General features: G+C 64.8%; 26 protein-coding genes. 6 read left to right on the forward strand and 20 right to left on the reverse strand.

Annotated features, from left to right (window positions below; translation table 11 throughout):
• Positions 1–188: 188 nt before the first annotated feature.
• The 9 genes from ACSYDW_RS13240 to ACSYDW_RS13280 form a co-directional block, all read right to left on the reverse strand.
• Positions 189–2,141, reverse strand: a complete 1,953-nt coding sequence (locus ACSYDW_RS13240) for an NHL domain-containing thioredoxin family protein (RefSeq protein WP_438339197.1) — start codon at positions 2,139–2,141, stop codon at positions 189–191.
• A 142-nt stretch (positions 2,142–2,283) separates the two neighbouring features.
• Positions 2,284–3,054 carry a hypothetical protein gene (locus tag ACSYDW_RS13245; protein WP_438339198.1) on the reverse strand — a complete coding sequence of 257 codons (771 nt, stop codon included), beginning with the start codon at positions 3,052–3,054 and terminating at the stop codon, positions 2,284–2,286.
• Positions 3,044–5,173 carry a bifunctional copper resistance protein CopD/cytochrome c oxidase assembly protein gene (locus ACSYDW_RS13250; RefSeq protein ID WP_438339199.1) on the reverse strand — a complete coding sequence of 710 codons (2,130 nt, stop codon included), beginning with the start codon at positions 5,171–5,173 and terminating at the stop codon, positions 3,044–3,046. Before ACSYDW_RS13250 ends, ACSYDW_RS13245 begins: the two co-directional genes overlap by 11 nt.
• 102 nt (positions 5,174–5,275) lie before the next feature.
• The gene (locus ACSYDW_RS13255; protein WP_438339200.1) at positions 5,276–6,496 is read right to left on the reverse strand and encodes a Dyp-type peroxidase; all 1,221 of its coding nucleotides are present in this window, start codon (positions 6,494–6,496) and stop codon (positions 5,276–5,278) included.
• Positions 6,497–6,501: 5 nt separating this feature from the next.
• Positions 6,502–7,083 (reverse strand): copper chaperone PCu(A)C, encoded by a 582-nt coding sequence (locus tag ACSYDW_RS13260; protein ID WP_438339201.1) that lies wholly within the window; start codon positions 7,081–7,083, stop codon positions 6,502–6,504.
• A 244-nt stretch (positions 7,084–7,327) separates the two neighbouring features.
• A complete protein-coding gene (locus tag ACSYDW_RS13265; protein WP_438339202.1) occupies positions 7,328–7,951 on the reverse strand; it encodes a copper resistance CopC family protein in 624 nt (207 codons plus the stop codon).
• Positions 7,952–8,017: 66 nt separating this feature from the next.
• Positions 8,018–8,644: a hypothetical protein gene (locus tag ACSYDW_RS13270; protein ID WP_438339203.1), complete on the reverse strand. Its 627-nt coding sequence runs from the start codon at positions 8,642–8,644 to the stop codon at positions 8,018–8,020.
• 182 nt (positions 8,645–8,826) lie between these two features.
• Positions 8,827–9,111, reverse strand: a complete 285-nt coding sequence (locus ACSYDW_RS13275; RefSeq protein ID WP_068733068.1) for an HU family DNA-binding protein — start codon at positions 9,109–9,111, stop codon at positions 8,827–8,829.
• 322 nt (positions 9,112–9,433) lie between these two features.
• The gene (locus ACSYDW_RS13280) at positions 9,434–10,417 is read right to left on the reverse strand and encodes an SDR family NAD(P)-dependent oxidoreductase (RefSeq protein WP_438339204.1); all 984 of its coding nucleotides are present in this window, start codon (positions 10,415–10,417) and stop codon (positions 9,434–9,436) included.
• Positions 10,418–10,556: 139 nt separating this feature from the next.
• Between ACSYDW_RS13280 and ACSYDW_RS13285 the strand changes: the two genes are divergently transcribed.
• A complete protein-coding gene (locus ACSYDW_RS13285; RefSeq protein ID WP_438339205.1) occupies positions 10,557–11,198 on the forward strand; it encodes a DnaJ family domain-containing protein in 642 nt (213 codons plus the stop codon).
• A gap of 387 nt (positions 11,199–11,585) precedes the next feature.
• Here ACSYDW_RS13285 and rpsN read toward each other — a convergent pair whose 3' ends face one another.
• The 9 genes from rpsN to ACSYDW_RS13330 all read right to left on the reverse strand — a co-directional run bounded on the left by rpsN (position 11,586) and on the right by ACSYDW_RS13330 (position 18,710).
• On the reverse strand, positions 11,586–11,891 hold the full coding sequence (rpsN, locus tag ACSYDW_RS13290; protein ID WP_209999415.1) for a 30S ribosomal protein S14: 306 nt from the start codon (positions 11,889–11,891) through the stop codon (positions 11,586–11,588).
• A gap of 2 nt (positions 11,892–11,893) precedes the next feature.
• Entirely contained in the window at positions 11,894–12,061 is a 168-nt protein-coding gene (gene rpmG / locus ACSYDW_RS13295) for a 50S ribosomal protein L33 (protein WP_068733060.1), read from the reverse strand.
• Complete coding sequence (gene rpmB, locus ACSYDW_RS13300; RefSeq protein WP_209999416.1) at positions 12,062–12,298, reverse strand: 50S ribosomal protein L28; 237 nt, start codon at positions 12,296–12,298, stop codon at positions 12,062–12,064.
• 412 nt (positions 12,299–12,710) lie between these two features.
• On the reverse strand, positions 12,711–13,184 hold the full coding sequence (locus ACSYDW_RS13305) for a MarR family winged helix-turn-helix transcriptional regulator (RefSeq protein WP_438339206.1): 474 nt from the start codon (positions 13,182–13,184) through the stop codon (positions 12,711–12,713).
• Between the two features lie 152 nt (positions 13,185–13,336).
• Positions 13,337–14,134, reverse strand: coding sequence for an ABC transporter permease (locus ACSYDW_RS13310; protein WP_438339207.1), 798 nt, complete (start codon positions 14,132–14,134; stop codon positions 13,337–13,339).
• An 11-nt stretch (positions 14,135–14,145) separates the two neighbouring features.
• Positions 14,146–15,090 carry an ABC transporter permease gene (locus ACSYDW_RS13315; RefSeq protein WP_438339208.1) on the reverse strand — a complete coding sequence of 315 codons (945 nt, stop codon included), beginning with the start codon at positions 15,088–15,090 and terminating at the stop codon, positions 14,146–14,148.
• The gene (locus tag ACSYDW_RS13320) at positions 15,087–16,241 is read right to left on the reverse strand and encodes an ABC transporter ATP-binding protein (protein WP_438339209.1); all 1,155 of its coding nucleotides are present in this window, start codon (positions 16,239–16,241) and stop codon (positions 15,087–15,089) included. The genes ACSYDW_RS13315 and ACSYDW_RS13320 overlap by 4 nt, the downstream gene beginning before the upstream one ends.
• A 1-nt stretch (position 16,242) precedes the next feature.
• Positions 16,243–17,460: an ABC transporter substrate-binding protein gene (locus ACSYDW_RS13325; RefSeq protein WP_438339210.1), complete on the reverse strand. Its 1,218-nt coding sequence runs from the start codon at positions 17,458–17,460 to the stop codon at positions 16,243–16,245.
• Complete coding sequence (locus ACSYDW_RS13330) at positions 17,460–18,710, reverse strand: ABC transporter substrate-binding protein (RefSeq protein WP_438339211.1); 1,251 nt, start codon at positions 18,708–18,710, stop codon at positions 17,460–17,462. Before ACSYDW_RS13330 ends, ACSYDW_RS13325 begins: the two co-directional genes overlap by 1 nt.
• A gap of 315 nt (positions 18,711–19,025) precedes the next feature.
• Between ACSYDW_RS13330 and ACSYDW_RS13335 the strand changes: the two genes are divergently transcribed.
• The 3 genes from ACSYDW_RS13335 (at position 19,026) to ACSYDW_RS13345 (ending at position 21,322) form a co-directional block, all read left to right on the forward strand.
• Positions 19,026–19,463 carry an Lrp/AsnC family transcriptional regulator gene (locus ACSYDW_RS13335; protein WP_438339284.1) on the forward strand — a complete coding sequence of 146 codons (438 nt, stop codon included), beginning with the start codon at positions 19,026–19,028 and terminating at the stop codon, positions 19,461–19,463.
• Positions 19,460–20,851, forward strand: a complete 1,392-nt coding sequence (locus tag ACSYDW_RS13340) for an aspartate aminotransferase family protein (protein ID WP_438339212.1) — start codon at positions 19,460–19,462, stop codon at positions 20,849–20,851. Before ACSYDW_RS13335 ends, ACSYDW_RS13340 begins: the two co-directional genes overlap by 4 nt.
• Before the next feature lie 192 nt (positions 20,852–21,043).
• Positions 21,044–21,322, forward strand: coding sequence for a hypothetical protein (locus ACSYDW_RS13345; protein WP_438339213.1), 279 nt, complete (start codon positions 21,044–21,046; stop codon positions 21,320–21,322).
• A 245-nt stretch (positions 21,323–21,567) separates the two neighbouring features.
• Here ACSYDW_RS13345 and ACSYDW_RS13350 read toward each other — a convergent pair whose 3' ends face one another.
• Entirely contained in the window at positions 21,568–21,852 is a 285-nt protein-coding gene (locus ACSYDW_RS13350) for a cupin domain-containing protein (protein WP_438339214.1), read from the reverse strand.
• Positions 21,853–22,119: 267 nt separating this feature from the next.
• On the opposite strand from ACSYDW_RS13350, the gene ACSYDW_RS13355 reads away from it, so the two are divergent.
• Positions 22,120–22,617 (forward strand): hypothetical protein, encoded by a 498-nt coding sequence (locus ACSYDW_RS13355; protein WP_438339215.1) that lies wholly within the window; start codon positions 22,120–22,122, stop codon positions 22,615–22,617.
• A gap of 110 nt (positions 22,618–22,727) precedes the next feature.
• On the opposite strand, the gene ACSYDW_RS13360 is transcribed toward ACSYDW_RS13355, so the two are convergent.
• Positions 22,728–23,135 (reverse strand): hypothetical protein, encoded by a 408-nt coding sequence (locus ACSYDW_RS13360; RefSeq protein WP_438339216.1) that lies wholly within the window; start codon positions 23,133–23,135, stop codon positions 22,728–22,730.
• Positions 23,136–23,230: 95 nt separating this feature from the next.
• On the opposite strand from ACSYDW_RS13360, the gene ACSYDW_RS13365 reads away from it, so the two are divergent.
• Positions 23,231–23,908, forward strand: a complete 678-nt coding sequence (locus tag ACSYDW_RS13365; protein WP_438339217.1) for a helix-turn-helix transcriptional regulator — start codon at positions 23,231–23,233, stop codon at positions 23,906–23,908.
• The last annotated feature ends 229 nt before the right edge of the window (positions 23,909–24,137 follow it).

Here is a 24,137-nt window from a genome sequence, read left to right on the forward strand (position 1 = left end):
CGTGCTGGCCCCTGGGTTTCGACCTCGATTAGTTCTTTAGCATTGCTAACAATACGATGCCCGGAATATTCCCGCCATGACGCCGGTCACCGCAGCGGCACGTCGCCGGGGACGGGAAAGGCCCCCCGGGTGCGGGCCGGAAAATCCGGAGCGCACCCAGGGGGCCTCGGCCCGAGGGCCGGCCTTACTCAGTCCATGCCGCGCAGGTCAAGGACCAGCTCGGTCTCGCCGGCGGCATCCAGCACCACCGGGATGCCCCAGTCCTGCTGGTACAGGTGGCAGGCCGCGTGGTCCGGGATCTCCCCGCCCGGCTCGCCGTCGCAGGCCGCCGCGCGGGCGGTGATGTGCAGCACGCCCTCGGCGATCTCCGGGTTCAGTTCCAGGGTGCGCTTCAGGCCCGTGGAGGTCCCTCCGCCGCCGAGCAGCAGCTCCTCCGGGGAGGAGGAGATCTTCAGCTGCGTGGGGTCCCCCCAGCGGTCATCGAGCTTCTGGCCCTTGGGTGCGGAGAACCGCACGGTCAGCTCGTGTGCGCCGGCGGCGACCTTCGTCTTCGGGCGCTGGGTCTGTGCCGCACCCTCGTCGACGACCAGGGCCTCGGCCGGCAGCGGCAGGCGCACCAACTGGTGGTTGTTTGTCTCAACGACCAGCAGCACCGGCTCGCCGTCCACCGAATCGTCGAGCTGCACGTCGGCGGGTTCCTTCAGGCCGCGGGCCAGCGTGCTGACCGTGGCGGTGGACGGGTCGTAGCGGCGCACCGCACCGTTGTAGGTGTCGGCGATGGCCACCGAGCCATCGGGCAGCACCGTGACGCCCAGCGGGTGCTGCAGGCGCGCCTGGTCGCCGGCGCCGTCGCGGAAACCGAAATCGAAGAGCCCGGCGCCGATGGCCGACTCCACGGCCTGGACCGAACCGTCCTCGGCCAGCACCAGGCGGCGCAGGGCGGAGGTCTCCGAGTCGGCGACCCAGATGTTGCCCTGGGCGTCGGAGGCCAGGCCGGAGGACTGGGCGAACCAGCTCTCCGAGGGTTTGCCGTCGGCCAGGCCCTCGAGCCCGGTTCCGGCGAAGACGCGCAGCGCCAGGGTCGAGGGGTCGAAGGAGAAGATCTGGTGCGTTCCGGCCATCGCGATGACGACGGCGTTGGCCTTCTCGCTCCACAGCACGTCCCACGGCGAGGACAGCGAGGTGTTCAGCGGGTCGTTGCCCAGGTCGCTGATCCAGGCATCGGCGTCGCCAGCGGCCTCCGCGGAGCGGGCCTGCTCGGCGTCCAGCAGGCGCTGGACCCCGTTGCCGGCCAGCGTGCCCACGGCGCCGGTCTCCAGGTTCAGCGAGCGCAGGCGGTGGTTGACCGTGTCGGCGACGACCGCGTGGTAGCCGAGGGTTGCGGCAAGCCCGGCCGGCAGCAGGGTCAGGCCCTGGGGTTCGTTGAACTGCGCGTCCTGCGCGCCGCCGTCGGCAAAGCCCTTGGTGCCGGACCCGAAGGTGCGCACCACCGTGGTGAGGTCGTTGCCCAGTTCCACGATGCGGTGGTGGCCGGAATCGCCGACCAGGAAGTTCCCGTTCTCCAGCGCGACCGCCTTGCCCGGGAAGCGCAAGTCGCCCTCGCGTGCCGGGGGTGCCACGTAGGGCCCGTCGCCGCGGTGCAGCGTGCCCTTGGCCTCGTGCTCGGCGATGAGTTCCTCGACGAGCGACTCCAGGCCGCTGGCGTGGCCCTCGCCGGAAAGGTGGGCGACGATGTAGCCCTCGGGGTCGACGACCACCAGGGTCGGCCAGGCGCGGGCCGCGTAGGCCTGCCAGGTGACAAGTTCCGGGTCGTCGAGCACCGGGTGGTGGATCTCGTAGCGTTCGACGGCGGCGGCCAGCGCCACCGGGTCCGCCTCGTACTCGAACTTCGGGGAATGGACGCCGACGGTGACCAGCACGTCCGAGTACTTCGCCTCCAGCGGGCGCAGCTCGTCCAGGACGTGCAGGCAGTTGATGCAGCAGAAGGTCCAGAAGTCCAGGATGGTGATCTTGCCGCGCAGGTCCTCGAGGGAGAGCTGCCTGCCACCGGTGTTCAACCAGTTCCGGCCGACCAGCTCTGAGGCGCGGACCTTGTAGGAGGTGCGGACCGATTCGGTTCCGGTGTGTGAGGGGGCTGTCATGGTGGTGCTCCTGGGCTTGTCGGCTGACGTTTGCTGCACCCCATTATCCAGCCTCCCGCCACCCCTCGGCGACAACATGACCCGATGCTACATCCGGACCTTTCCCCGGGGCGTGCGCCGGGGCCGCGCGGGGTGCTGCCCGCTACCGGACCTGGGTCAGCGCCGCGTTGAGGATCTCCCCGGCCATCTTCGCGAATTCCGGGGAGTCCAGCCCGTCGGTGGCGATGAAGGAGACCATGCCGACGTAGTCGCCGCTGGCCTTGACCAGCACCAGCGCCTGCTGGCGCATCGCGTGCCCCGGCTTCGCCCGGGTCCACAGGATGGACGAGTCCGCCTGGTCCTGGGCCACCACCGGCTTCTGCGTGGTGAACGGGACGGTCTCGGAGTTGACGTGAAGGGAAACCTTGTTGCAGTCGGTCAGCATGCGCAGCACCGTGGCGTAGTGTTCCTCCAGCGCCGGCTTGTCGGTGATCCGGGCGACCTCCACCGAACCCGTGGCGGCGATCTTCTCCGTGAGGAAGTCGGTCCGCGCGCCCTCCTCCCCCATCTGCACGGGGGACCAGTTCAGCGACTCGATGACCTCGGAGCACTGGGAGGGGATGACGACGACGCCGTTGAGCGAGTCCTGCGGGGCCGTCTTGAGCGACTCCAGCTCCTGGCCGGAGATCACGCGGGCCTGGTCGAACCCGAGCCGGGCCGCCATGGAAATGCCGGAGGCGACGGCCAGCTGAGCCGTGGTCATCTGCTCCGGCGAAGCGCTCGGCGCGGCGGAGGCGGCCGACGAAGGCAGCGGCGCGTGGCCTTCGGGCAGCTCCGGTGCCTGCTCCCGGCCCGCGCAGCCGGAGAGCACCAGGGCCAGGGACGCGGTCAGGGCGAGGGCGCGCAGGGCACCCCTCTTGGTCTTAGCGGCCACGTCTTTCAATCTCCTGGTCTTGTTGCTTCAGCTGGGCAAACATCTGGTTGTAGGCACGGAGTTCCGCGTCGTTGTCGCGGTCCGCCTTGCGGTCCGCGCGCTTGGTCTCGCGCGCGTCGTCCCGGCTCCAGGCGACCATCACGCCCAGCGCCAACAGCAGCGTGGGCACCTCGCCGATGCCCCACATCGCTGCGGCGCCCAGCTTCTGGTCCTCGAGCGCCGACTCGCCCCACGGGCGCCCCAGGTTGCCGAACCAATCGGCCTGGATCAGCGAGGTCGAACCCATCAGGGACACCCCGTAGAACGCGTGGAAGCTCATGGTGGCCAGCAGGATCACCAGGCGCAGCGGGTAGGGCGCGCGCTTGGGCACCGGGTCGGTTCCGATCATGCTCAGCGCAAAGAGGTAGCCGGTGAGCAGGAAGTGCACGTTCATCAGCTCGTGGCCCACGTGCTGGCGCAGCGCAAAGCCGAAGATGTCCGTGTTGTAGAAGATGATGATCGACCCGGCGAAGTTGGCGGCGGCGAAGAGCGGGTGCGTGATGAGCGCCGAATACTTCGAGTGCACTATCACCAGGATCCACTCCCGCGGGCCACGGGTGCCGTCGGAGCGCGGGGCAAGCGCCTTCAGCGCCAGCGTCACCGGCGCGCCCATGACCAGGAACATCGGGGCGACCATGGTCAGCGCCATGTGGTCGACCATGTGCATGGAGAAGAGCACCATGCCGTAGACGGCCGGGGCGCCGGAGGTGATGTAGAACAGAGCAACGAGCCCGACGAGCCAGGCGGCAAGGCGCAGGATCGGCCACTTGTCTCCGCGGCGGTGCAGCTTGACCATCGCGTTCACGTAGAGGGCCGCGAGGATGAGGATGATGGCGACCCACAGCCAGTCGAAGCGCCAGACCGTGAGCCAGCTTTCGCCGGTGAGTTCCGGCGGCAGCTCGTAGCCGCTGAGCAGGCGGGCGGGCGTCGGGGTTTCGGGCGGGGAATCCGGGGTCGGCGGCGCGGTCCGGGCCAGCACCGTGCCCAGTGCCATGGCCACGGCCATGATCAGCGCCTCGACGCCGACAACGCGCCAGGCGGCGTTCAGGACGCCGAAGCGGCCCGCCTCAAGGCGCGGGATGACGTAGCGGCGGTGGGCCAGGCCGAGCGCGCCCAGGCCGAGGGTTGCCACGGCCTTGGCGATGACCAGCCAGCCGTAGGGGCTGTTGAGCTGGTCCCAGCTGGTGACGCGGATCGACGCGCTGACGACGCCGGAGCCGGCGACAAGGAAGATGGAGAGGGTGGCCAGCGCGGAGAAGCGGTGCAGCACGGTGCCGGCCAGCACGGGGGTTGTTGCGCCGTGGCGTCCCGGCGCCTTGCCCTGCAGCAGCGGGGCAAGCACGGCCAGCACCGCGATGCCGCCGAACCAGAGGGACACGCCCACCAGGTGCAGGCCTATCGCGTTGACGGCTCCCCAGTGGTCGTCGCCACCGGCCGCGTGGCCGATCAACGACATCGGCAGCACGCCGGTGAGCGAGAACGCAGCGGTGGCGCCGACCCATGCCGGGGAGCGCACGCCGAAGGCCAGCGAGGAGGTGATAGCCGCGATGACGATCATCCAGGCCCAGGCACGTCCGACGGAGATCTGCAGGACGAAGTCCAGCATGGCGGTGGTGTAGGTCGGGTCCAGGCTCATCGGCTTGCCGACGAGGTCCCAGAAGCTGAAGACCAGCACCGCGGCGGCCGACAGGGTCCAGACCATGCCCGAGGCGGCGGCCAGGTTCATGGCACGCACGAACGCCGGGTGGGCTTTGCCGCCATCGGTGTCGTGTTCGCCCTGCGCCGGGCGGCGGGGCTTGGTGGAACGCGGGAGGATCGCCGCGGCGAACACCAGCGCGGCGATGGTGATGGACATTGCCGTGTGGTGCGTGGCCTTTGCGACGGGCAGCGCCCAGCGCACGAAGGCACCCGGATCGCCGAGCTGGCTGGCCGCGGAGGTGCCGGCAAAGATGCTGGCCACCACCAGGGTGAGCAGGCCCAGCAACACCGCGGGAAGGGTCAGGACCGGCCAGAGCCTGCCGCCGGAACCCCCGGAGGTTTTCGCTTCATCCCGGAGTCCGGTGTTCTGTGACTTGTTCACATTGTCCTTTCAACTTCCACGCTTGTTCATTCTCGCACCGTTCGGCACCCGCCGAGGTGCCGGGGTGGCGTGGGCCACCCCGGCACCCCGGCGGGTACGTGCTCAGCCGGCGAACAGCTCCCGGCCCAGGTACGAGCCCTCCGCGCACCCCGGCAGGACCGCGTAGACCGCCGAGCCGATGGCCGTCGTCCATTCGTTGAGCATGTCTGCCGTGGCCAGCCGCCTCTGGATCGGCAGGAACTGCCGATCCACGTCGCACTGGTAGGAGGCAAACAGCAGCCCGGCACCCTGCGGCTCCAGGTAGTTGTAGCCGCGGCGCAGGATGACCTCGTCGGCCTCGCGCGGTTGGGCGCGGGCCACGTGCGAATCCGGGGAGATGACCGGCAGCCCCAGCTCGTCCTCGGCGCGCAGGTCCGGCGAGTCGAACTCGTCGGTCCCGGTCAGCGGCGCGCCGGTGTCCTGCCGCCGGCCCAGGGAGAAGTCGCGCCCGGGCCTGTCGACCTCGTCCCAGGTGTCGAGGTCCATCTCGATGCGGCGCAGCACCAGCGAGGTGCCCCCGGGAACCCAGGGTTCCAGGTTCTCACCGCCCCAGAGCGCACGCTCGAGCATCTCCCCCTGCGGGTTCCCGGTGCCGTCCAGCTGCCCGAAAAGGTTGCGCATGGTGGCTGCCTCGTCCTGGGAGCCGCGCGAATGGCGGAATCCGTCCTGAACCCAGCGGACCTTGGCCAGCGGGCGCAGGTCCTTGAGGATCGCCCGTGAGGCGTGGGCCAGCGACATCCTGTCATCCCCGCAGACTTGCAGGACCATGTCGCTTTGGCCCCATGCGGGATCCAGCTTGTCCTCGGGGAAGGACTCGAGCTCCTTGAGCCAGGCCGGCAGCAGCGCCGGGTTCATGGCCCTGACGGCGCGCGGACCCAGCCCGAGGGTGACCGTCAACCGGGCCGGGTTGGCCGCGAGCTCCGGCTCCGTGTCGGCGAGGATCCCCCGCCCGGCCATGAGCCGCGCCGCGTCGTCGCTGACGAGCCGCAGCGCCCGGCGCAGGATCTCGCGCTGCTCGGTGGCGCTTGAGCCACCGGGCAGGACCAGGTCCAGCCCCAGGAAGGACACGAAGGCCGGTGCCGGGGTCTGGATCCCCGGCTGCCGTTCCCCGTGGAAGGGGACGGTCTCCTGCCCGTGCAGCTGCTCGCCGGGTTGCGGTTCCGCGGCCTGGGCGGCCCCGAACCCGGACCCGGCGGCGAACCCCGCCGCGGCACCCGCGACGGTGGCCGCCCCGCCGAAGAGCAGGGCGCGCCGCGAGGGCGCAATGGGTGGTTGCGTTGCCACGGTGATCAGTGGTCCCCGTGTTCGGAGTGCTCGGATTCCGGCGCGTAGGATTCCTTGGCGCCGCCGAACTCCTTGATCTCGAAGGAGACCTCGTCGGTGCTTTGGTCGGCGTAGGTGAAGACGACGGTGGCCGTGGAGCCCGCCTTCAGTTCCTCCTTCAGCCCCATGAAAATCACGTGCTTGCCCCCGGGCTCCAGGGCAACTGTCGAGTTCGCCGGGATGACCAGCGGGCCGTCAAGCTTTTCCATGGTCATGGCGGTGCCGGTGCCCTTCATGTCGTGGAGTTCAACGGTCTCGGCCACCGGGGAGGACACCGAGACGAGGGCCTTTTCCTGGTCCGTGGTGTTCTGCAGGCGGGCGAAGCCGCCGGTCATGCCCTTCGGTGCCGCCTTGATCCAGGCTTCGCTGACGGCGACTGCCTTCTGCGGGGTTGCCGAGTGCGTGCCGTGGTTCGCAGCGTCGGGGGTGGTGCCGGTCGCCGGGGTGCCGGCGCAGCCGCTGAGCAGTGCCGCGGCAAGGGCTGCGGCGACGCCCGCGCCCACGAGTCGGGAGGTACGGGAGTTGAGGATGGCGGTGTTCATAGACATGGGAAATCTCCAAGGTATTGGTGCGAGATCCGGGCGCTGCCTCTTCGGGCGGGCTGCGGATTCCGCGCGGCATCCCGCGCTCACGGTTTCCCGGTGCTCGGCCGCACCAGGGTGTGCGGCGGCAAGGAAAGCGGACACGCGTGAGGTGCCAGGGATGTGTGGGCGCATCCGGCGGATGTTTTCCGCCCGGACGCAAAGGGTGTGGCGTTGCCGCGGCATGGCACGGCAACGGCCCGCGGCCGGCTTACTTGCGGGGGCCGCGGACCTTCAACAGGATCATCAGCACCGAGCCGAGCACGACGACCCCGGCGATGATCCAGACAACGGCGGCGGGAAGCCCCGCCAACGGCTTTGCCGGGTCCTGCTGCTCGGTGGCCGGAGCCGTCGCGGGCGCCTGCGTCGCCGCGGCACTCGGGGTGGCGGAAGCCGCAGGCGTTGCAGACGCGCTCGGGGATGCGGATTCGGCTGCCTGCGGGTCCTTGACCGTGAAAGCGAGCTTCTTGTCGATGGGGTGGCCGTCGGAGGAGACGACGCGGGTCACCAGCGTGTAGTCGCCGTTGGGCAGTGCGGCAGTGGGGGTGACGGTGAGTTCGCGACCGGCAATCTCGAAGCCGGTATCGAAGCTTTCACCCTTCTCGTCCTTCAGCTCGACGATGGTGCCGATCTTCTTCAGTTCACCGCTGAAGGTCATGACGACCTTGTCCGGGGAGGTCTTGAGCACCGCGCCGCTTTCGGGCGAGGTTGCCACGAGCTCATCGTGGGCCTGGGCACTGCCGACACCGAAGATTGTCATGAGGCTGAGCAGTGCGACGGCAAGCAGCGCCGCAAAGCGCGCCTTGGAGCCCGAAATCCGGGTTGAAGCATTCATGTGTTTTGTCCTTTGATTCCCGCCGTTCTCGGCGGGGTTCCTGTAGTGGTGGTACTGCGATTGGCGCTAGGCGAATGCAGGACCTACAGGAGGACCACGGCGCCGCAGCGCCGGAAGCAGCACGTCAAGACGAGCCAAGGGAAGGGGTGAGAGAACCACTGTCGAAGGCGGGGCAACCGCCGGCCGCCAGCTGCGGGCCAGCAGGATACGTCGTGGCACATACAGCAGGATGCTGTCGACGAGGGAACGGATGGCCAGTTCCCCCTTGCGAAGGGCAGCGATGGTCAACAGCGCGGCCAACAGGTGGGACAGCAGCATCAGGGAAGCAAGAGGCGATTCAGCACCGGCATTGGCCGGCAGCACTTGTTCGACGCTCAGGGCCGTGACGTGGTCGCCGTGTCCCGGCGTCGCCCCGGTCGCCTGCAGGTGCCCGGTTGCTGCACCGTGCCCGAACAGGCCGAAAACCCCGTGGTAGAGGCCTTGGCTCAAAACGACTGCAATCGTCGTGCGGGCCAGTGAAAAGTTCGTCGAAGCCAGAGCCGTGCATACTGCACCGGAAACTGCCAGGACCAGGCCGACGATGGCCAGGGGCGGCATCATGCCGTCGGCGACGGTGTGGGAGGCGACAGCAAGGCACGTGCACACCAGTGCACCGATCCAGCCACGCACAATGCGCAGGCCGCGATCTTCCATGCCAAGCCCCTCCAACCGGTTTCTGCGGGGCCGTTTTGCCCCGGCAGACCATTCTACGCGATTCTACAAAACGTAGAACTCAAACGGCAATTCATTCTCGCCCATTAAACCAAACGGCCCCGCCCAACGGGTCCGGGGACCCATCGTGCGGAGCTGCTTGAAAGCTTCTGCGGGAGTGCAGACTACTTGCCGGTAACGGCAGCCTTCAGCTTGGAGCCGGCGGTCAGCTTGACCGAGTGGCCGGCCGGGATCTGGATGGCTTCGCCGGTCTGCGGGTTGCGGCCGGTGCGGGCTGCACGGTCGGTGCGCTCGACTGCGAGCCATCCCGGGATCGAAACCTTTTCGCCCTGCGAAATCTGGGAAACGAATACCTCGAACACGGCATCCAGAACGCCGTTGACGGCTACCTGGGAGTTGCCGGTCTTCTCGGCGACGGCTGCAACAAGTTCACTACGGTTCATAGCCAAAGTATGTCCTCCTGGACTTTTCTTCCCGACCTGTTTCGGTTCAGGACGCCTCGCATTCGCGGGGACTTCTGTGTGAGAACTTACCAAATGTTCAGACGCGAAACGCCCGAAATGGGGCGAGTTCCCGGGAATTTTTTGAACTTTGGCAGGTTTTTCACGTTCAACGGCCAGTTTTAAGCCGAAAGAGAGATAAAGGGCACTTTTTTGACCCCCGATCGGACACCGGGCGGCCACCAGCGTAGACGTCGTCTTGGGGCAAAGTCGAGGTGCCTCGGCCCAGCCGATTCAGCCCCGCCACTCCCCTGCACCGACGCCTCCATGCCTACGAAAGCAGGGTGGTTCCAGTCGCGTTTTCCGCTTCCTTCCAGATCGCTGCCGCGGCCAGTGTGTCAGTGGTGGCTCGTGCCGGTTTGGATCGAACAGGCGCCCCCTTGAGCCAGCCCTTGGGGCCGTAAAAGACAGGTTCGCCGTTCCGAAACGCCTGGGGGTCGAGTGCTCCGCGGACAATCGGCAAGGCACCCATGTTCTTGCCCTGCGTAAATGGGGCCTGCAGGCCGTCCTTCAGCCTCCGTCCCGAGGTCGGTTCGTTGACCCCGGGAACGGACGGGGTGCGTCCGGATATCGAGTAGCCGGGGTGCGCACTCAAAGCCCGAACCGGGCTGCCTGCGGCCTGCAGCCGTCGATCCAATTCGAAGCCGAAGGACTGCACCATGATTTTCGACTGGGCATATGCCTGCCAGCCCGAGTATCCCCGGCGCAGCTGCAGGTCATCCAACCTCGCTTTGACCATCAGTGTGGAAAGCGACCCCAGGGTCAGCACGCGGCTCCCCGGCGTCCGTTCCAAGACAGGAAGCAGGCCCGCGACCAGCGCGAAGTGTCCAAAGAAGTTTGTCGCCGCAACCAGTTCAAGACCGTCCTCGGATAGCTTCCGTTCCTTGGGCGTATGGACCATTCCGGCGTTGGCAATCAGCACATCCAGGGTTCCCAGCGCGCCGAGGCGTTCGACAGACGCCGCCACCGAGCCCAGGCTCGCGACATCCAACAGCACGGAGGACACCTTGGCGTTCGGTACCCGGGAGCGGATCTCCCGAACGGCGGCATCGGCTTTCAGGGCGTTCCTGCAGGCAAGAATTACCTCGGCGCCCCGTTGGGCAAGCTGAAGGCTGGTCCAGAATCCGATGCCGGCGTTGGCTCCAGTCACCAGGATGCGTTTGCCGGAGGCGTCCCCCACCCGTCCCCGGCCAGACCCATGGGCCTGTTCGCTGTTCCGCCCGTGCTGACCCGTTCCGATGCGCTGTGTGTCCATGGAGACCAAAGCTACCCCCTCGTCCCCGCTACGTCAGGACATCCGGAAACTTCACGCCCGGCGCCCGGCGCCGATTGCAGCCCGTGCGCACTGGTCGTTAAGCTTGGGGCAAGAGGACCAGAGAGGCCGGACGATTCACGTGACACACGGCAGCCATGACGACAACCGTGATGCTTCGTTGCACGCGGCGCGGTACCGCTTGGCGCGGGAACTCGAGTCGGAAGACATTCCTGTTGACGAATACGTGCAAGCCACAGGTCGAAAATTCGCCGACTCCAACGAAGAACCTTCGGAAGCGCCGCATTTCCATGCCGACGAGGAGGTGTGGGAAGTCGCCAACAGCGCCCTCGACGCAGCCTTTGCCCGAGGCGATTTCGACAACCTGGCTTACGCGGGGAAACCCATTCCCGGACTGGGAAACAACACCGACCCGGACTGGTGGGTCAAGGGGATGATGGAGCGAGAGAAGATCAGCGGTGTCGGCCCTCCCGCTCTGATGCTTCGCAAGGAGGACGCTGAGCTCGTGGAAACCATGGACGGGCTTCGCTCCTCGAGCCAGGTCAGGGAGCTGCTGGATGACTTCAATGCGAGAATCATCAATGCCCGCAGGCAGCTCAATGGCGGACCACCGGTCATCACGAAATTGCGGGACGTCGATGCCGAGCTTGCCAACTGGGAACGTCGTCGGGCGCATCGAGCGGCGACTCCGGATCCGGCAACGGGCAGCGTGGACTCCCCCGCCAGTTCACCGTGGTGGAAGCGTTGGTTCGGAGGCACATAGCCCACCATCCGGCAACGCCCCGGCCTGGCGCCCTCGGGACCACGCAAACGGGGCTTGACCACGTAGGCACCGGCGATAAAGAAGCTTTTGGGATGCGTTTCGGGCCTGACGGTTGTCGCTGATGCCGCCGGGCCATGGACGTCGCATCCACGGCGCGAGCCGACGGGGTCCGAAGTCCCGACGCGAGCCGAAGCCGAGCAGCGCAGCAATGCGCGGGAAGCAGCCTCGCGTACCGCGGGCTCCGGCATTTCAGGCCTTGACGATTCCAGCAAGGATCCGCGTACCACCGGCCGGCGGAATGCGCTTCGCCGGCTTTGGTCTCGTTTCCGCATTAAATGGCCAAAGGCCCCAACCGATTCGGTTGGGGCCTTCGAATGCTTCTGGAATTTACCAGGAAGACTTGGTGATGCCCGGAAGCTCGCCACGGTGAGCCATGTCGCGGAAGCGAACACGGGAGATACCGAACTTCTGGAAGGTACCGCGCGGGCGGCCATCGATGGCGTCGCGGTTGCGAACGCGGATCGGCGATGCGTTGCGGGGCAGCTTCTGCAGGCCCAGGCGGGCCTCTTCGCGTGCCTCGTCGGTTGCGTTCGGGTCAACCAGGGTCTTCTTCAGTGCGGCACGCTTTTCGGCGTAGCGCTCAACGATGACCTTGCGCTGCTCGTTCTTGGCAATCATGGACTTCTTAGCCATGTTTAGCGCTCCTCTCGGAATTCGACGTGCTTGCGGACTACCGGGTCGTACTTCTTCAGTACGAGGCGGTCCGGGTCATTGCGGCGGTTCTTGCGGGTCACGTAAGTGAAACCGGTACCGGCGGTCGACTTGAGCTTGATGATCGGACGTACGTCCTTATCCTTAGCCACTTAGAGCTTCACACCCTTCGCAATGAGTCCTGCTACAACGGCGTCGATGCCGCGGACGTCAATGAGCTTGATGCCCTTGACCGACAGGGTCAAGGTGACATTGCGGCGCAAGGACGGAACCCAGTAGCGCTTCTTCTGGATATTCGGGTCGAACCGACGCTTGTTGCGGCGGTGCGAGTGGGAGATGCTGTGTCCGAAGTTCGGAACTGCACCGGTCACCTGGCATACTGCTGCCATGATCACTCCTCAGTTGTAGTAAATATTGGCGGTACTCGTTTACAGATACAGCGGAAAACTGCTGCCTCTGAATCTGCTGTTAAGAGTCCCGCCACCAGTTGTGACACCGTATATTACTGCACACTTTGAAGGTAACCAGGCTGGGTGAGAACCAACCGAAGCGCCTTTATTAGCGTGAAAGACGGTGAACCTCGCGACCAGGTGAGTATTTTTCCCTACTCGGTTGGTCACGATATTCGGTTTTACGGGCAACCGTGCACACCCGAGGGCATGCACGACTTAACGCCTTACCATCCTAGGCGATTAACACATGAGTGGACAAATCGAAGACAAGTGAATGCGTGTCTTTAATTGCGATCTGCCTCACTTCGTCCCGCACCCGCAGTCGCCGCTCCCGTATCGGCGGGAGGTCTCAGCGGAAAATCCAGTGCTCCGGATCGAGCTGGCTGGTGAGCTTGCGTCCGATGCGGGCAAGCTCCTCGACGTCGTGTCCGTCCAAACCGTCGAAGATGAACTGCCGCACCGAGGCAACGTGTTCGGGAGCGGCGTGCTCGATCATCTCCCAGCCTGCGGCTGTGAGCCGTGCGATCGTGACGCGCGCATCGGATTCCGATCGGCTCCGCTCCACCCAGCCGCGCGCCTCGAGCTTCTTCACCACGTGCGACAGCCTCGACAACGAGGCACTGGTCCTCGAGGCCAATTCGCTCATGGGCAGCGTGCGGTCCTCCGTCTCGGAAAGCATTGCGAGCACGTTGTAGTCGAACAATGTGATCTTGGCTTGCACCTGCAGTTCGCTGTCCAGCGCCGCCGGCAACAGCGTCGTGACCGACAACAGGGCCAGCCAAGCCTCTCGTTCGATGGGGCTCAGCCACTTCGGTTCACTCATGGCAACCATCTTTCCATAGGCTCGCATCGGTACTTCCCGCGTACGTGTTTCGGGTTTTTGCCGAACAACGCATCGATCCCGAGTTCCGGGGACGGATGTCCTTCGGGGAACCCGGGATCGATGGGTGGTTCCGGAGTCAGGCGGGCGCTTTCCTACCGGGCTGCGAGTGCCTTGCGCCTGCGGTAGGCGATGACCTGCGATGCGACAACCACGACCAGGGCCAGGATGAACATCGCCGAGCCGATCACGTTGGCCTGTGCAGGGATGCCTCGGGTTGCCGATACGTAGATGAACTTCGGGAAGGTCGTGAAGTTGCCCGAGTTGAAGTTGGTGATGATGAAGTCATCGAAACTCATGGCGAAGGACAACAAAGCAGCCGCAATGATGCCCGGGAGCAACAGCGGGAACGTGACCTTCCAGAACGTGATGAACGGGCTGGCGTAAAGATCCGAGGCGGCCTCCTCCAGCCGGGGGTCCAGCGACGAAACCCTGGCCCGCACCGTCACCACCACGAAGGACATGCAGAACATGATGTGGGAGATCACAATGGTGGAGAAGCCAAGCTCCCAGCCCAGGTTCAGGAACTGTGCCAGAAGCGAGGCGCCCAGCACCACTTCCGGTGTTGCCAGCGGCAGGATGATCAACAGGTCCGCGGTGTTGCGGAACTTGAACTTGTAGCGGACCAGCCCGAGGGCCACGCAGGTTCCCAGCACCGTGGCGAAGAGCGTCGCGACAACGCCGATCTGCAGCGAATTGACCAGCGACTCGCACACGTTCGGGGCGCCGCAGGGGTTCTGCCAGTTGTCGAGGGTAAAGCCACGCCACTCGAGGTTGGTCCGGCCCGCGTCATTGAACGAGAAAACGAAGATGTATGCGATGGGCACCAGAAGGTACACGAAGGCGAGGCCTCCAACGACGGGGATGAACCAGCGTCCAATTTTTTGTCTCATGCCATGACCTCCTAGAACAGTTCCTTGGTGCCGAAGCGCTTGATGTAGATGAGGACCAGGGCAAGGATGAGGATCATCAGGATGAAGCTCAAGGCCGAGGCGCCCGGGTAGTCGACGACCTTGAAGAAGCGCGAATCAATGATCTGGCCGATCATCGCCGTGTCCCTGTTGTTGCCGAGCAATGCCGCGTTCACGTAGTCGCCGGCCGCCGGGATGAAGGTCAGCAACGTTCCGGCGAAGACACCGGGCATGGACAGCGGAAGCGTGACTTTGAAGAACGTGGTGACGGGGTTGGCGTACAGGTCCCCGGAGGCCTCGAGCAGGTTGGTGTCCAGCCTGTCGAGGTTGGCGTAGATCGGAAGCATCATGAACGGCAGGAAGTTGTAGGTCAGGCCACAGACGACCGCGAAGGCGGTGGCCGTGAGGTGCCCGTCCGGCGGCAGGATCGCAATGGCCCGGAGCACAGTGACCACCGGTCCCTCGTCCGAAAGGATCTGCTTCCAGGCCTGCGTGCGCAGGATGAAGCTGGAGAAGAACGGGGCGATCAGCAGTACCAGCAGGATTCCCTGCATGAGTTGGCGGCCGCGAAGCCGGACCGCCACCAGGTACGCCATCGGGTAGCCGATCAGCAGGGCGGCAACCGTCGCGATCAACGCAAAGAAGAAGGAGCGCAGGAAGACGTCCCAGTAGGCCGTGATGACGGTCGTGTAGTTGCTGAACTGCAGGGCCGGCACGAACTCGCCGATCTCCGCGCCCTCCGGCTTTGCATACAGCGACATGGACAGCAGGACCAGCACGGGGGCCGCGAAGAACAGGGCCAGGAAGGCCATGCCCGGAATGATCAGGTAGAGACCCACCCGACCCTTGCGCTTCTCCGCCGCGATTTCTTCCTCGCTTCGGATGTCCTCCGGCTCCCCCCGCTTCCTGCCGCGGGGACGCGTGGCGGTGGTGGTCATACCGCGTCCTGCCCCTCTGTGGTCTTCTCGGCCCCGTCCAGGCCGAACGAGAACTCCGGTTCCCAGGTCATGCGCACGGTGTCTCCGCGCTGGGCCGGGTGCTGCCCCATGTTCTGGGAGAACGTGCCGATGGTCCCGATCCCGGGCACCTCGACGAGGTACTCGGTGCTCACCCCGGTGAAAGAAGCGTCCAGGACGGTGCCGGTGAGCATGTTGGCGGTGTGCGAGTAGTCGTCGGGCAGGTTCAGGATGCGCATCTTCTCGGGACGCACGCCCACGATGGCCGCGCCGCTGTGGGCCACCGAACGGTTCTTGGGCATCACCAGCCGGTGGCCGGAGACATCAACGGCGACGGCGTCGCCCAGGTCCTCGGTCACCGTGCCGGGCATCAGGTTCGACTTGCCCAGGAAGTTGGCAACGAATGCGGTCTGGGGAAGCTCGTACAGGTCGCGCGGGGCGCCCATCTGCTCGATCTTTCCCTTGTTCATCACGGCCACGGTGTCGGCCATGGTCATGGCCTCTTCCTGGTCGTGGGTCACGTGGATGAAGGTCAGGCCGACCTCCGTCTGGATCGACTTCAGCTCCACCTGCATCTGGCGGCGCAGTTTCATGTCCAGTGCACCGAGCGGCTCATCGAGCAGCAGCACCGCGGGGCGGTTGACCAGTGCGCGGGCGAGGGCCACGCGCTGCTGCTGGCCGCCAGAGAGCTGGCTCGGCTTGCGGGAGGCCAGGTGCCCGAGCTCCACCATTTCCAGTGCTGCCTTGGCCCGGGCGAGGTGGTCCTTCGCGCCCTTGCGCTTGAGCCCGAACGCGACGTTGTCCAGGACGCTCATGTGGGGGAACAACGCGTAGGACTGGAACACGGTGTTGACCTGGCGCTGGAACGAGGGCAGCTTGGTGACGTCCTGTCCGCCGATGCTGATGCTGCCGCTGCTGGGCTGCTCCAACCCAGCGATCATGCGCAGCGTGGTGGTCTTTCCGCAACCGGAGGGACCGAGCAGCGCGAAGAACGTCCCGCTGGGGACGGTGAGCGTCAGGTCATCCACCGCGGTGAAATCGGTGAACCGCTTTGTCACATTGCTGAGGTGCAGGTCGGCCCCGGACGACGATCCGGCCACCGCCGAATCCTTCAGGGTTGTTGGAGTGCTCAATTTAGGCGCCAATCACTTGCTGGAACATGTTCTGGAATTCTGTTTCTTCCGCAACCGTCATCTCCCGCTCGGCGGTCGCCAGGCTCAGGAACTCCTCGGTCGGGAAGATCAACGGGTTGTCAACGAGATCGGGGTCGATCTCCCGCATGGCCTCACGCGCCCCGACCACGGGGCAGACGTAGTTCACGTATGCCGCCACCTCGGCGGCGACCGCCGGGTCGTAGTAGAAGTCCATGAGCTTTTCGGCGTTCGTCTTGTGCGGCGAACCGATCGGGACCATGAAGTTGTCGCTCCAAATCAGGCCCTTGCGTTCGGGCATGACGAACTCCCACTTGTCGCCCTCCTCGAAGTTCAGCTGGGTGATGTCACCCGAGTAGACGAGGCCGGCAATGGCGTCGCCCGAAATGAAGTCCTGCTTGTAGGAGTTGCCCTTGACCTGCCGGATCTGCCCGTTCTTGATGTTCTCGTCGAGGACATCCAGAGCGGCGGAGTACTCGTCTAGACCCCAGTCGCCTGCAACGTCGATGCCCGCGTCGAGCATGAGCATCGGCATGGTGTCGCGCATTTCGTCCAGCACCGTGACCCGGCCCTTCAGTGCGGGGTCCCAGAGGTCCGAGACGTTCTTCAGCCCCTGGGGGAAGGCCTCCTTGTTCCAGGCCAGTCCCGTGAAACCGGACTGCCAGGTGAGGGATTTCTTTCGTCCCGGGTCGAAACGAACGTTTTCCAGTTCCGGCAAAAGGTTCTTGATGTTGGGAATGTTCGCATGGTTCAGTTCCTGGACATATCCCTGGCGGATCAGGCGCTCGGACATCCAGTCGCTGGGTGTGATGATGTCCTGGCCGATGTCCTGGCCCGCGGAAAGCTGGCCCTGGATCTTGCCGTAGTAGGTGTCGTTGGAGTCGATGTCCTCGGAGTACTTCACCGTGATCCCGGATTCCTTCATGAACCGCTCAAGGGTCGGGTACGTCTTGGACTTGTCGTCGTAGTCGAGGTAGAGCGTCCAGTTGGCCCAGTTGACGGTCTTCGACTCCGCCGACAGGTCGGCGGCCGCGCTCGGTGCGGCCGCCTTGCTGGATCCAGAGGTGCCGCAGGCGGCCAGGAAACCGGCGAGGGCCAGCCCTCCGGCCCCTGCCAAGACCCCCCTGCGGGATACCTGGGCAGCGGCGATCCCCCGGCCCAGGCGTTGCAGGGATTGGCGCTGGTGCTCACTGCGGGACATTATGCTCCGATTGCGGTTTGGAACTGGCTGTTGAACGTGGTTTCCTCATCGGCACTCAGGCTCCTGAAGACGTGCGCCTTGGCGAGGTCGTCGTCCGACGGGAAGATCAACGGGTTCGTGACGAGGCTCGGGTCGATCTTCTCCATGGCCTCCTTCGCCCCCTCGACCGGTGAAATGAAGTTCACGTAGGCGGCGACCTGGGCCGCGATCTCCGGTTCGTAGTAGAAATCCATGAGCTTCTCGGCGTTGGTCTTGCGCGGCGAAGCAACCGGAACCATCATGTTGTCGCTCCACAAGGTGCAACCGGCCTCCGGGATGACAAACTCCCACTGGTCGTTGTTCTCGAAGTTCATCTGCACGATGTCCCCGCTCCAGACGATGCCGGCGATGGCGTCCCCGGAGATGAAGTCCTCCTTGTAGGAGTTGCCCTTCACCTGTCGGATCTGCCCGTCGCTGATCTGCTTGGCGAGCATGTCGGAAGCCTTGGTGAACTCGGCCTCGCCCCACGAACCGGCGATGTCGACGCCGTCGTCGAGCATCAGGAGGCCGATGGTGTCGCGCATTTCGTCGAGCACGGTGATCCGGCCCTTGAGGTCCGGGTTCCAAAGATCCGAGACCTTGCGCAGTCCCTTGGGGTACTTCGCCTTGTTCCAGGCGATTCCCGCGTAGCCACTCTGCCAGGTCAGCGAGTGCTCGCGTCCCGGGTCGAAGTCGACCTTTTGCAAGGCGGGGCGCAGGTTCTTGATGTTCGGGATGTTCGCCTGGTCGAGCTTCTGGGTGAAGCCTTGGCGGATCACCCGCCCGGCCATCCAGTCCGTCAGCGTGATGATGTCTTGCCCAATGTCCTGGCCCGCAGAGAGCTGGCCCTGGACCTTGCCGTAGTAGGTGTCGTTTCCGTCGATGTCTTCGACGTAGTGCACCTCGATGCCGGTGCGCTTGGTGAATTCCTGCAGCGTCGGGTACTTCTTGGTCTTGTCGTCGTAGTCGAGGTAGAGCGTCCAGTTGGCCCAGAAGACGTTCTTGTCGGATGCCGAGATGTCCGTGACGGCCGGCGCTGTCCCGGCGGCACCGCCTGTCGCGCCGCTTCCCTTGCTTCCCCCGGTTCCGCAGGCAGCCAACAGCCCCGCAATACCCAGGCCGCCGGCCCCCGCCAGCAGCCTGCGGCGGGACATCTGCATCCGTTGTGCCTGGGCGATCAGGGCGCGAACTCCCGGGTCGCTGGGCAGTTCGCGGTGGTTTTGACTTGACATGGCCGGATTCCCCTTCAGCTGATGCTGCATACACGACTATCCACGCCCTCGTGGCACGGGCCACAATCAACGTGTGACATGGATCATGTCAGGGATTCCGATTTCTGACAATAGTTTTCGGACGAAATGCTTTCTTAACAAACGAAATCCATTGCACACGCCCCCTTCCGCAACCGATTCCCTCGGGATACGCTCTAATAAGGCAACGTGATGCCCATCATGTTGCGAGATTTCAGTGCTATCAAAAGGGCTCGATCAGGAGGTCGATAAGCAGTGACCCACTCCGCGCACACCGGCGCCGGCAACGGTTTCACGATGGACGCCACATCCAAGGCGATCATCGAACAATTGCAGGAAGACGGGCGCCGCTCCTACGCGTCCGTCGGCAAGGCCGTCGGCCTCAGCGAAGCGGCGGTGCGCCAGCGGGTCCAAAAACTCGTCGACAGCAAGGTCATGCAGGTAGTGGCGGTCACCGATCCACTCCAGCTTGGTTTCAAGCGGCAGGCCATGCTGGGCATTCGGTCCACCGGCGACATCATCGCCACGGCGGACCGGATTTCGGCCCTACCGGAGGTCGACTACTGCGTAGTGGTCGCCGGGCCTTCGGACATCATTGCGGAAGTCATTTGCGCCAATGATGAGGACCTACTTCGTATCATCTCTGAAATTCGAGCCATCGAGGGCGTACGTGACACCGAAACGTTCATGTACCTCTCGTTGCGTAAACAGGAATACAACTGGGGTACCCGATGAGCATTGTCAACACCACTCCGCGAGGCACAGATCGCCAGATCGCAGCCCGCGACCACCTATGGATGCACATGGCACGTTATTCTCCGCTGGAGAACGGCGCCCGCGTCCCGATCATCACCCGCGGCGAAGGCCACACCCTTTGGGACGACCAAGGAAAGAGCTACATCGACGGCCTGGCCGGGCTGTTCGTGGTCAACGCTGGTCATGGCCGCGCCGAACTGGCCGAGGCCGCTGCGAAACAGGCAGAGAAGCTGGCCTTCATGCCGCTCTGGTCGTACGGCCACGAACCGGCGATCGACCTGGCCGAGCGCCTGGCACACTACGCGCCGGGTGACCTGAACCGCGTCTTCTTCACCACCGGCGGCGGCGAGGCCGTCGAGTCGGCCTTCAAGCTTGCCAAGCAGTACTTCAAGCTCAAGGGCCAGCCGGGCAAGCACAAGGTCATTTCCCGCGCGCTGGCCTACCATGGCACCCCGCAGGGCGCCTTGGCCATCACCTCGCTGCCCGGGATGAAGACCCCGTTCGAGCCGTTGGTGCCCGGCACCTTCCGTGTCCCAAACACCAACTTCTACCGCGCCCCGGAACAGTTCGCGGACAACGAGAAGGACTTCGGCCTCTGGGCCGCCGAGCGCATCCGCGAAGCCATCGAGTTCGAGGGTGCCGAGTCCGTCGCCGCCGTGTTCCTCGAGCCGGTGCAGAACTCCGGCGGCTGCTTCCCGCCACCCCCGGGCTACTTCCAGCGAGTGCGCGAAATCTGCGACGAGTACGACGTCCTCCTGGTCTCGGACGAGGTCATCTGCGCCTTCGGCCGCATCGGCTCGATGTTCGCCTGCGACGATTTCGGCTACGTTCCGGACATCATCACCTGCGCCAAGGGCATCACCAGCGGATACTCGCCGCTGGGCGCCATGATCGCCTCGGAGAAGCTCTTCGAGCCGTTCAAGCACGGCGACACGACGTTCTACCACGGCTACACCTTCGGCGGGCACCCCGTGTCCACTGCCGTCGCCATGGCAAACCTTGACATCTTCGAGCGCGAGGGACTGAACCAGCGGGTGAAGGACAACGCCCCGGTCTTCAAGTCCACGCTGGAGAAGCTCAAGGACCTGCCGATCGTTGGCGACGTGCGCGGTGCCGGTTACTTCTACGGCATCGAGCTGGTCAAGGACAAGGCCACCAAGGAGACGTTCAACGACGACGAGTCCGAGCGCCTGTTGCGCGGGTTCCTCTCCACGGCACTCTACGACGCAGGCCTGTACTGCCGCGCCGACGACCGTGGCGACCCCGTCATCCAGCTCGCGCCGCCGCTGACCATTGGCCCGTCCGAGTTCGACCAGATCGAGTCGATCCTCCGCGGTGTCCTGACCGAGGCGGAGAACCACCTCTAAGGGCAGGTTCCGGGCAACGGAGCTGGTGGCGGTGCAGAACTGCAGCGCCACCAGCTCCGTTGCCCGGAAGGGCAGTTCGGCCCGGCGGACGGTTGGCACGACCCATTGCTTCGCGCTCCCCGATCGTGTTGGATGTTCCGACAACTGGCTGGGGAATGACGAGAGCCACCGGCCCCGAAGAAAGCCGCCACCATGGAAGCCGACGACACGCCCTTCGCCTCCCCCGGCACCATGCCGGCCAACCCCGCCGGCAGGCTTCCCGGCAGGAAACTCCGACTGTTCCTGCTCACCATCGCAGTCCTGACGCTCGCCTTTGCCGTCTTCAGCATCTTCGCATCAACGGTGGGAACCACCGACAACTCCCCCTACAGCGAGGCCTTCCTGCTCACATGGATCACTTTGCCCTCGTTCCTCTTCGGCCTTCTCTACCTGGCCTTGTATTTTCTGGTTCGCCGGCGCCAGGAACGCTGATCCTTCCCATCCCGGATTGCTCGTCGAGGGTGGTCCACCGTCCCCGGCTGGAATTGCATGGTTCTTGGCCGACGTGGTTCCCACATGAACGCTGCGGTCGGAAGGTGTGTCCAGGGGCCCGTATGGGTCATTCCGCGGGTCCGGCTAGTTGTCGAAGCCCGACAGTCACCCGTCGGCTGGCCCTTTGGCGAACATCCTTGGCAAGAGATGGCCCGCGGCAGCCGCGGAGCGCAGGAGTCGGCAGGCTACTTGAGCTCGATTTCCACGAACACGAACTCGGTGTCCGCCGCATTGACGACGTTGTGTTCGCTGCCGGCAACCCGGGTGTAGGAAACGCCGGCCGTCAAGACGCTGGCCGATGCCCCGTCACGGGTTTCCAGGACCAGTTCCCCGGTCGTCATGGGAACCACGACGTAGTCGACCGGGTGGACATGCCAACCGGTTTCCGTGCCGGGCGCGAAGCGCCATTCAGTGACCCGAACACGTTCATTGTCGATCTGCACCGTGGCAACGGCAGGGGTGGGCGTCATGGATTCATCCGGCTTTCTCGTAGGGTGGTGACCGCCAAACATGCATCTAGCCCTCATCGCATTAGGGCGGGCGGTGCTTGGGGACGTGCCACGGATTCATCGTGTCAGCGGACCGATCCAACACCAAGATGATGACGCGACCAAATCACGGCAAGTTGGCCAGCTATCCATTTAGTTCCCCTGCCAACGTCCCTTGTCCCGATTCAGGTTCTCGCATAAGGTCGCAAAGATAAGACCTGTCAGCGCCACGGAATGGACGATGGAACCATGGAATCACTTACGGGAATCCTTAAGGACGATGAACTTGATTTGATCCGCGAGGTTGAGGCCGAGCGCATGGGATCGCTTGATGAGGACGAACTGTTGGCGCTTCACAAGCGAGTACGTCGCGCTCGCAAGAAACATACAAAGAACTACAGGCGACTTGCCGCCGCCGGTGTTGCTGAGGAAGGCGCCCGGGGAACTGCCCGCCCTCGACATGGCAAGGCCGCGCAGCGTGCGGAGGTTTTTGAAGAAGCGCTATCCCGCGTCAGTAGCCGGCTCGCTGCCGTCGCACAGGAAACATACGAAAACCTGAAGGCCGAACGTCTGGAGCGCGCCGGGGCAGGAAAATCCTCCGGCCCGGAGAACGCAAACATCCTCCCAGACGGCGGCGTTGGCCCAGGACGGACCGCCGAGCACCAAGTTTCCCCGGGGGCCAAGAAGAATCGTGCTTCGTCGCAGGCATCCAACGCCCAGCGGCAAGCAAAACGGGATTCAAAGTAGTACCAGTTCACGCATTAAATGGTCTGGACCTTCAGCACTGCGGAGGTCCAGACCATTGTTTTTTGCGGAAGCATACGCCGGACGCACTGATTCCGCCCCCTGCCGTGGGCCTATCGCCCCCGCGCTGAGGCCAGTCGATTGAGCGCCAACGCCCCAACCAGCAGTCCGAAGTCGCGAAGTGCAACGTCGAAGAAGTCCGGGATCAGCAGCAGGTTGACGATGATGCCGAGCAGCCAGAGTGCGACAACCAGCGAACCGATCTTCGGGCGGAGCGCTACGAGGATGCCTGCGGCGATTTCCACAACGCCGACGCCGTACATGAAGACCTGCGGGGAAACGGGGATGATGTCCGTGGCCATCGGCGCCAGATAGTGCGTCCAGTCGGTGAGCAGGTTGGTGAACTTGTCGAGGCCGAAGACGATCGGTGCAACGGTAAAGATCGTGCGCAAAAGCATGAACGCCTGGTGGTTGAGCTTGGCGCCCTGACCGGTGGCGGCGTTCACGGTATTCGTAGCCATGATCCTGACCTTCTTTCTAAAGTTGTGATACCTGATTTTAGAATCGAGGAAATCTCTAAGTCAACAGTTTCTTGTTTTAGATTTAGACTGTGCTCATGAGGTTGCTTCCAAAGGGTCAAGGACTCAATGCGCTTTCCGTGCTGGCCGATCCGGTCCGCAGCGCGGTCTATGAATTCGTGCGCACCAGCCATGCCGCCGTAGGTCGCGACGAGACAGCCGCGGCCCTGGAAATGCCCCGCAACACCGTTGCGTTCCAGCTCGACAGGCTGGCAGAGGAGGGACTCCTTGCCGTGGAGTACCGCCGGCTCACGGGCAAGGGCGGCCCAGGGTCGGGACGTCCGTCAAAGCTCTATTCGACGCGGAATACGGAAATCTCCGCCAGCGTGCCGCATCGCGAATACGGGCTGGCCGCCAACCTGATGGCGAAGGCCATCGAGCGTGCAAGCTCCGAGAACCGACCTGTTGCACAGGTCCTGGCCGAAGTTGCACGGGAAGCCGGCCAGGTCATCGGTGCCGGGGCACCCTCGCTCGCCCATGCGCTGGCCGAGCACGGGTATCGCCCCGAGGTGCGCGACGACGGGTCACTTGGCCTGCTTGATTGCCCCTTCCACCAGCTCTCCAGCAGCTATCGGGAAACCGTGTGCTCCATGAACCTCGAGTTGCTCACTGCCGTCGTGGACGGGACCGGAGCACCGTACCGGGCTTGCTTTGAGGCACCGGTGCGCGACGGGAATTGCTGTGTTCGCCTTGATCCGGAAAGCGCCACCGAGTAGGACCGGTCCGGGGCCGGCCGGAGAAACCGCACCCTCCATCTGGCTGGCGCGTGAACAACCAACGTTCCGTAAGCGTCGACACGGAGCGTCGCCGGCCGCGGTCCCGGCGGCTTCACCGCCGCGCAGGTCACCGCCCTACCGGGAAGAAGGCTCCCCGGCTAGGCTGGCCAGTATCCGTCCGGGTCTGCGCAACCCACCGTGGCAGGCCCTTCGAATCCGACAGAGGACT

The sequence above is a fragment of the Paeniglutamicibacter selenitireducens genome (genome assembly GCF_051550675.1).
In the GTDB taxonomy this organism is placed as follows: Bacteria; Actinomycetota; Actinomycetes; order Actinomycetales; family Micrococcaceae; genus Paeniglutamicibacter.

Excerpts from the sequence above, each read along its gene's own strand:
- ACSYDW_RS13340 (WP_438339212.1), top strand. The coding sequence starts at position 19,460 with ATGAGCATTGTCAACACCACTCCGCGAGGCACAGATCGCCAGATCGCA.
- ACSYDW_RS13360 (WP_438339216.1), bottom strand. The coding sequence starts at position 23,135 with ATGGCTACGAATACCGTGAACGCCGCCACCGGTCAGGGCGCCAAGCTC.
- ACSYDW_RS13330 (WP_438339211.1), bottom strand. The coding sequence starts at position 18,710 with ATGTCAAGTCAAAACCACCGCGAACTGCCCAGCGACCCGGGAGTTCGC.
- ACSYDW_RS13305 (WP_438339206.1), bottom strand. The coding sequence starts at position 13,184 with ATGAGTGAACCGAAGTGGCTGAGCCCCATCGAACGAGAGGCTTGGCTG.
- ACSYDW_RS13265 (WP_438339202.1), bottom strand. The coding sequence starts at position 7,951 with ATGAATGCTTCAACCCGGATTTCGGGCTCCAAGGCGCGCTTTGCGGCG.
- ACSYDW_RS13260 (WP_438339201.1), bottom strand. The coding sequence starts at position 7,083 with ATGTCTATGAACACCGCCATCCTCAACTCCCGTACCTCCCGACTCGTG.
- ACSYDW_RS13280 (WP_438339204.1), bottom strand. The coding sequence starts at position 10,417 with ATGGACACACAGCGCATCGGAACGGGTCAGCACGGGCGGAACAGCGAA.
- ACSYDW_RS13345 (WP_438339213.1), top strand. The coding sequence starts at position 21,044 with ATGGAAGCCGACGACACGCCCTTCGCCTCCCCCGGCACCATGCCGGCC.
- ACSYDW_RS13365 (WP_438339217.1), top strand. The coding sequence starts at position 23,231 with ATGAGGTTGCTTCCAAAGGGTCAAGGACTCAATGCGCTTTCCGTGCTG.
- ACSYDW_RS13315 (WP_438339208.1), bottom strand. The coding sequence starts at position 15,090 with ATGACCACCACCGCCACGCGTCCCCGCGGCAGGAAGCGGGGGGAGCCG.
- ACSYDW_RS13240 (WP_438339197.1), bottom strand. The coding sequence starts at position 2,141 with ATGACAGCCCCCTCACACACCGGAACCGAATCGGTCCGCACCTCCTAC.
- ACSYDW_RS13355 (WP_438339215.1), top strand. The coding sequence starts at position 22,120 with ATGGAATCACTTACGGGAATCCTTAAGGACGATGAACTTGATTTGATC.
- rpsN (WP_209999415.1), bottom strand. The coding sequence starts at position 11,891 with ATGGCTAAGAAGTCCATGATTGCCAAGAACGAGCAGCGCAAGGTCATC.
- ACSYDW_RS13350 (WP_438339214.1), bottom strand. The coding sequence starts at position 21,852 with ATGACGCCCACCCCTGCCGTTGCCACGGTGCAGATCGACAATGAACGT.
- ACSYDW_RS13325 (WP_438339210.1), bottom strand. The coding sequence starts at position 17,460 with ATGTCCCGCAGTGAGCACCAGCGCCAATCCCTGCAACGCCTGGGCCGG.
- ACSYDW_RS13335 (WP_438339284.1), top strand. The coding sequence starts at position 19,026 with ATGGACGCCACATCCAAGGCGATCATCGAACAATTGCAGGAAGACGGG.
- ACSYDW_RS13270 (WP_438339203.1), bottom strand. The coding sequence starts at position 8,644 with ATGGAAGATCGCGGCCTGCGCATTGTGCGTGGCTGGATCGGTGCACTG.
- ACSYDW_RS13310 (WP_438339207.1), bottom strand. The coding sequence starts at position 14,134 with ATGAGACAAAAAATTGGACGCTGGTTCATCCCCGTCGTTGGAGGCCTC.
- rpmB (WP_209999416.1), bottom strand. The coding sequence starts at position 12,298 with ATGGCAGCAGTATGCCAGGTGACCGGTGCAGTTCCGAACTTCGGACAC.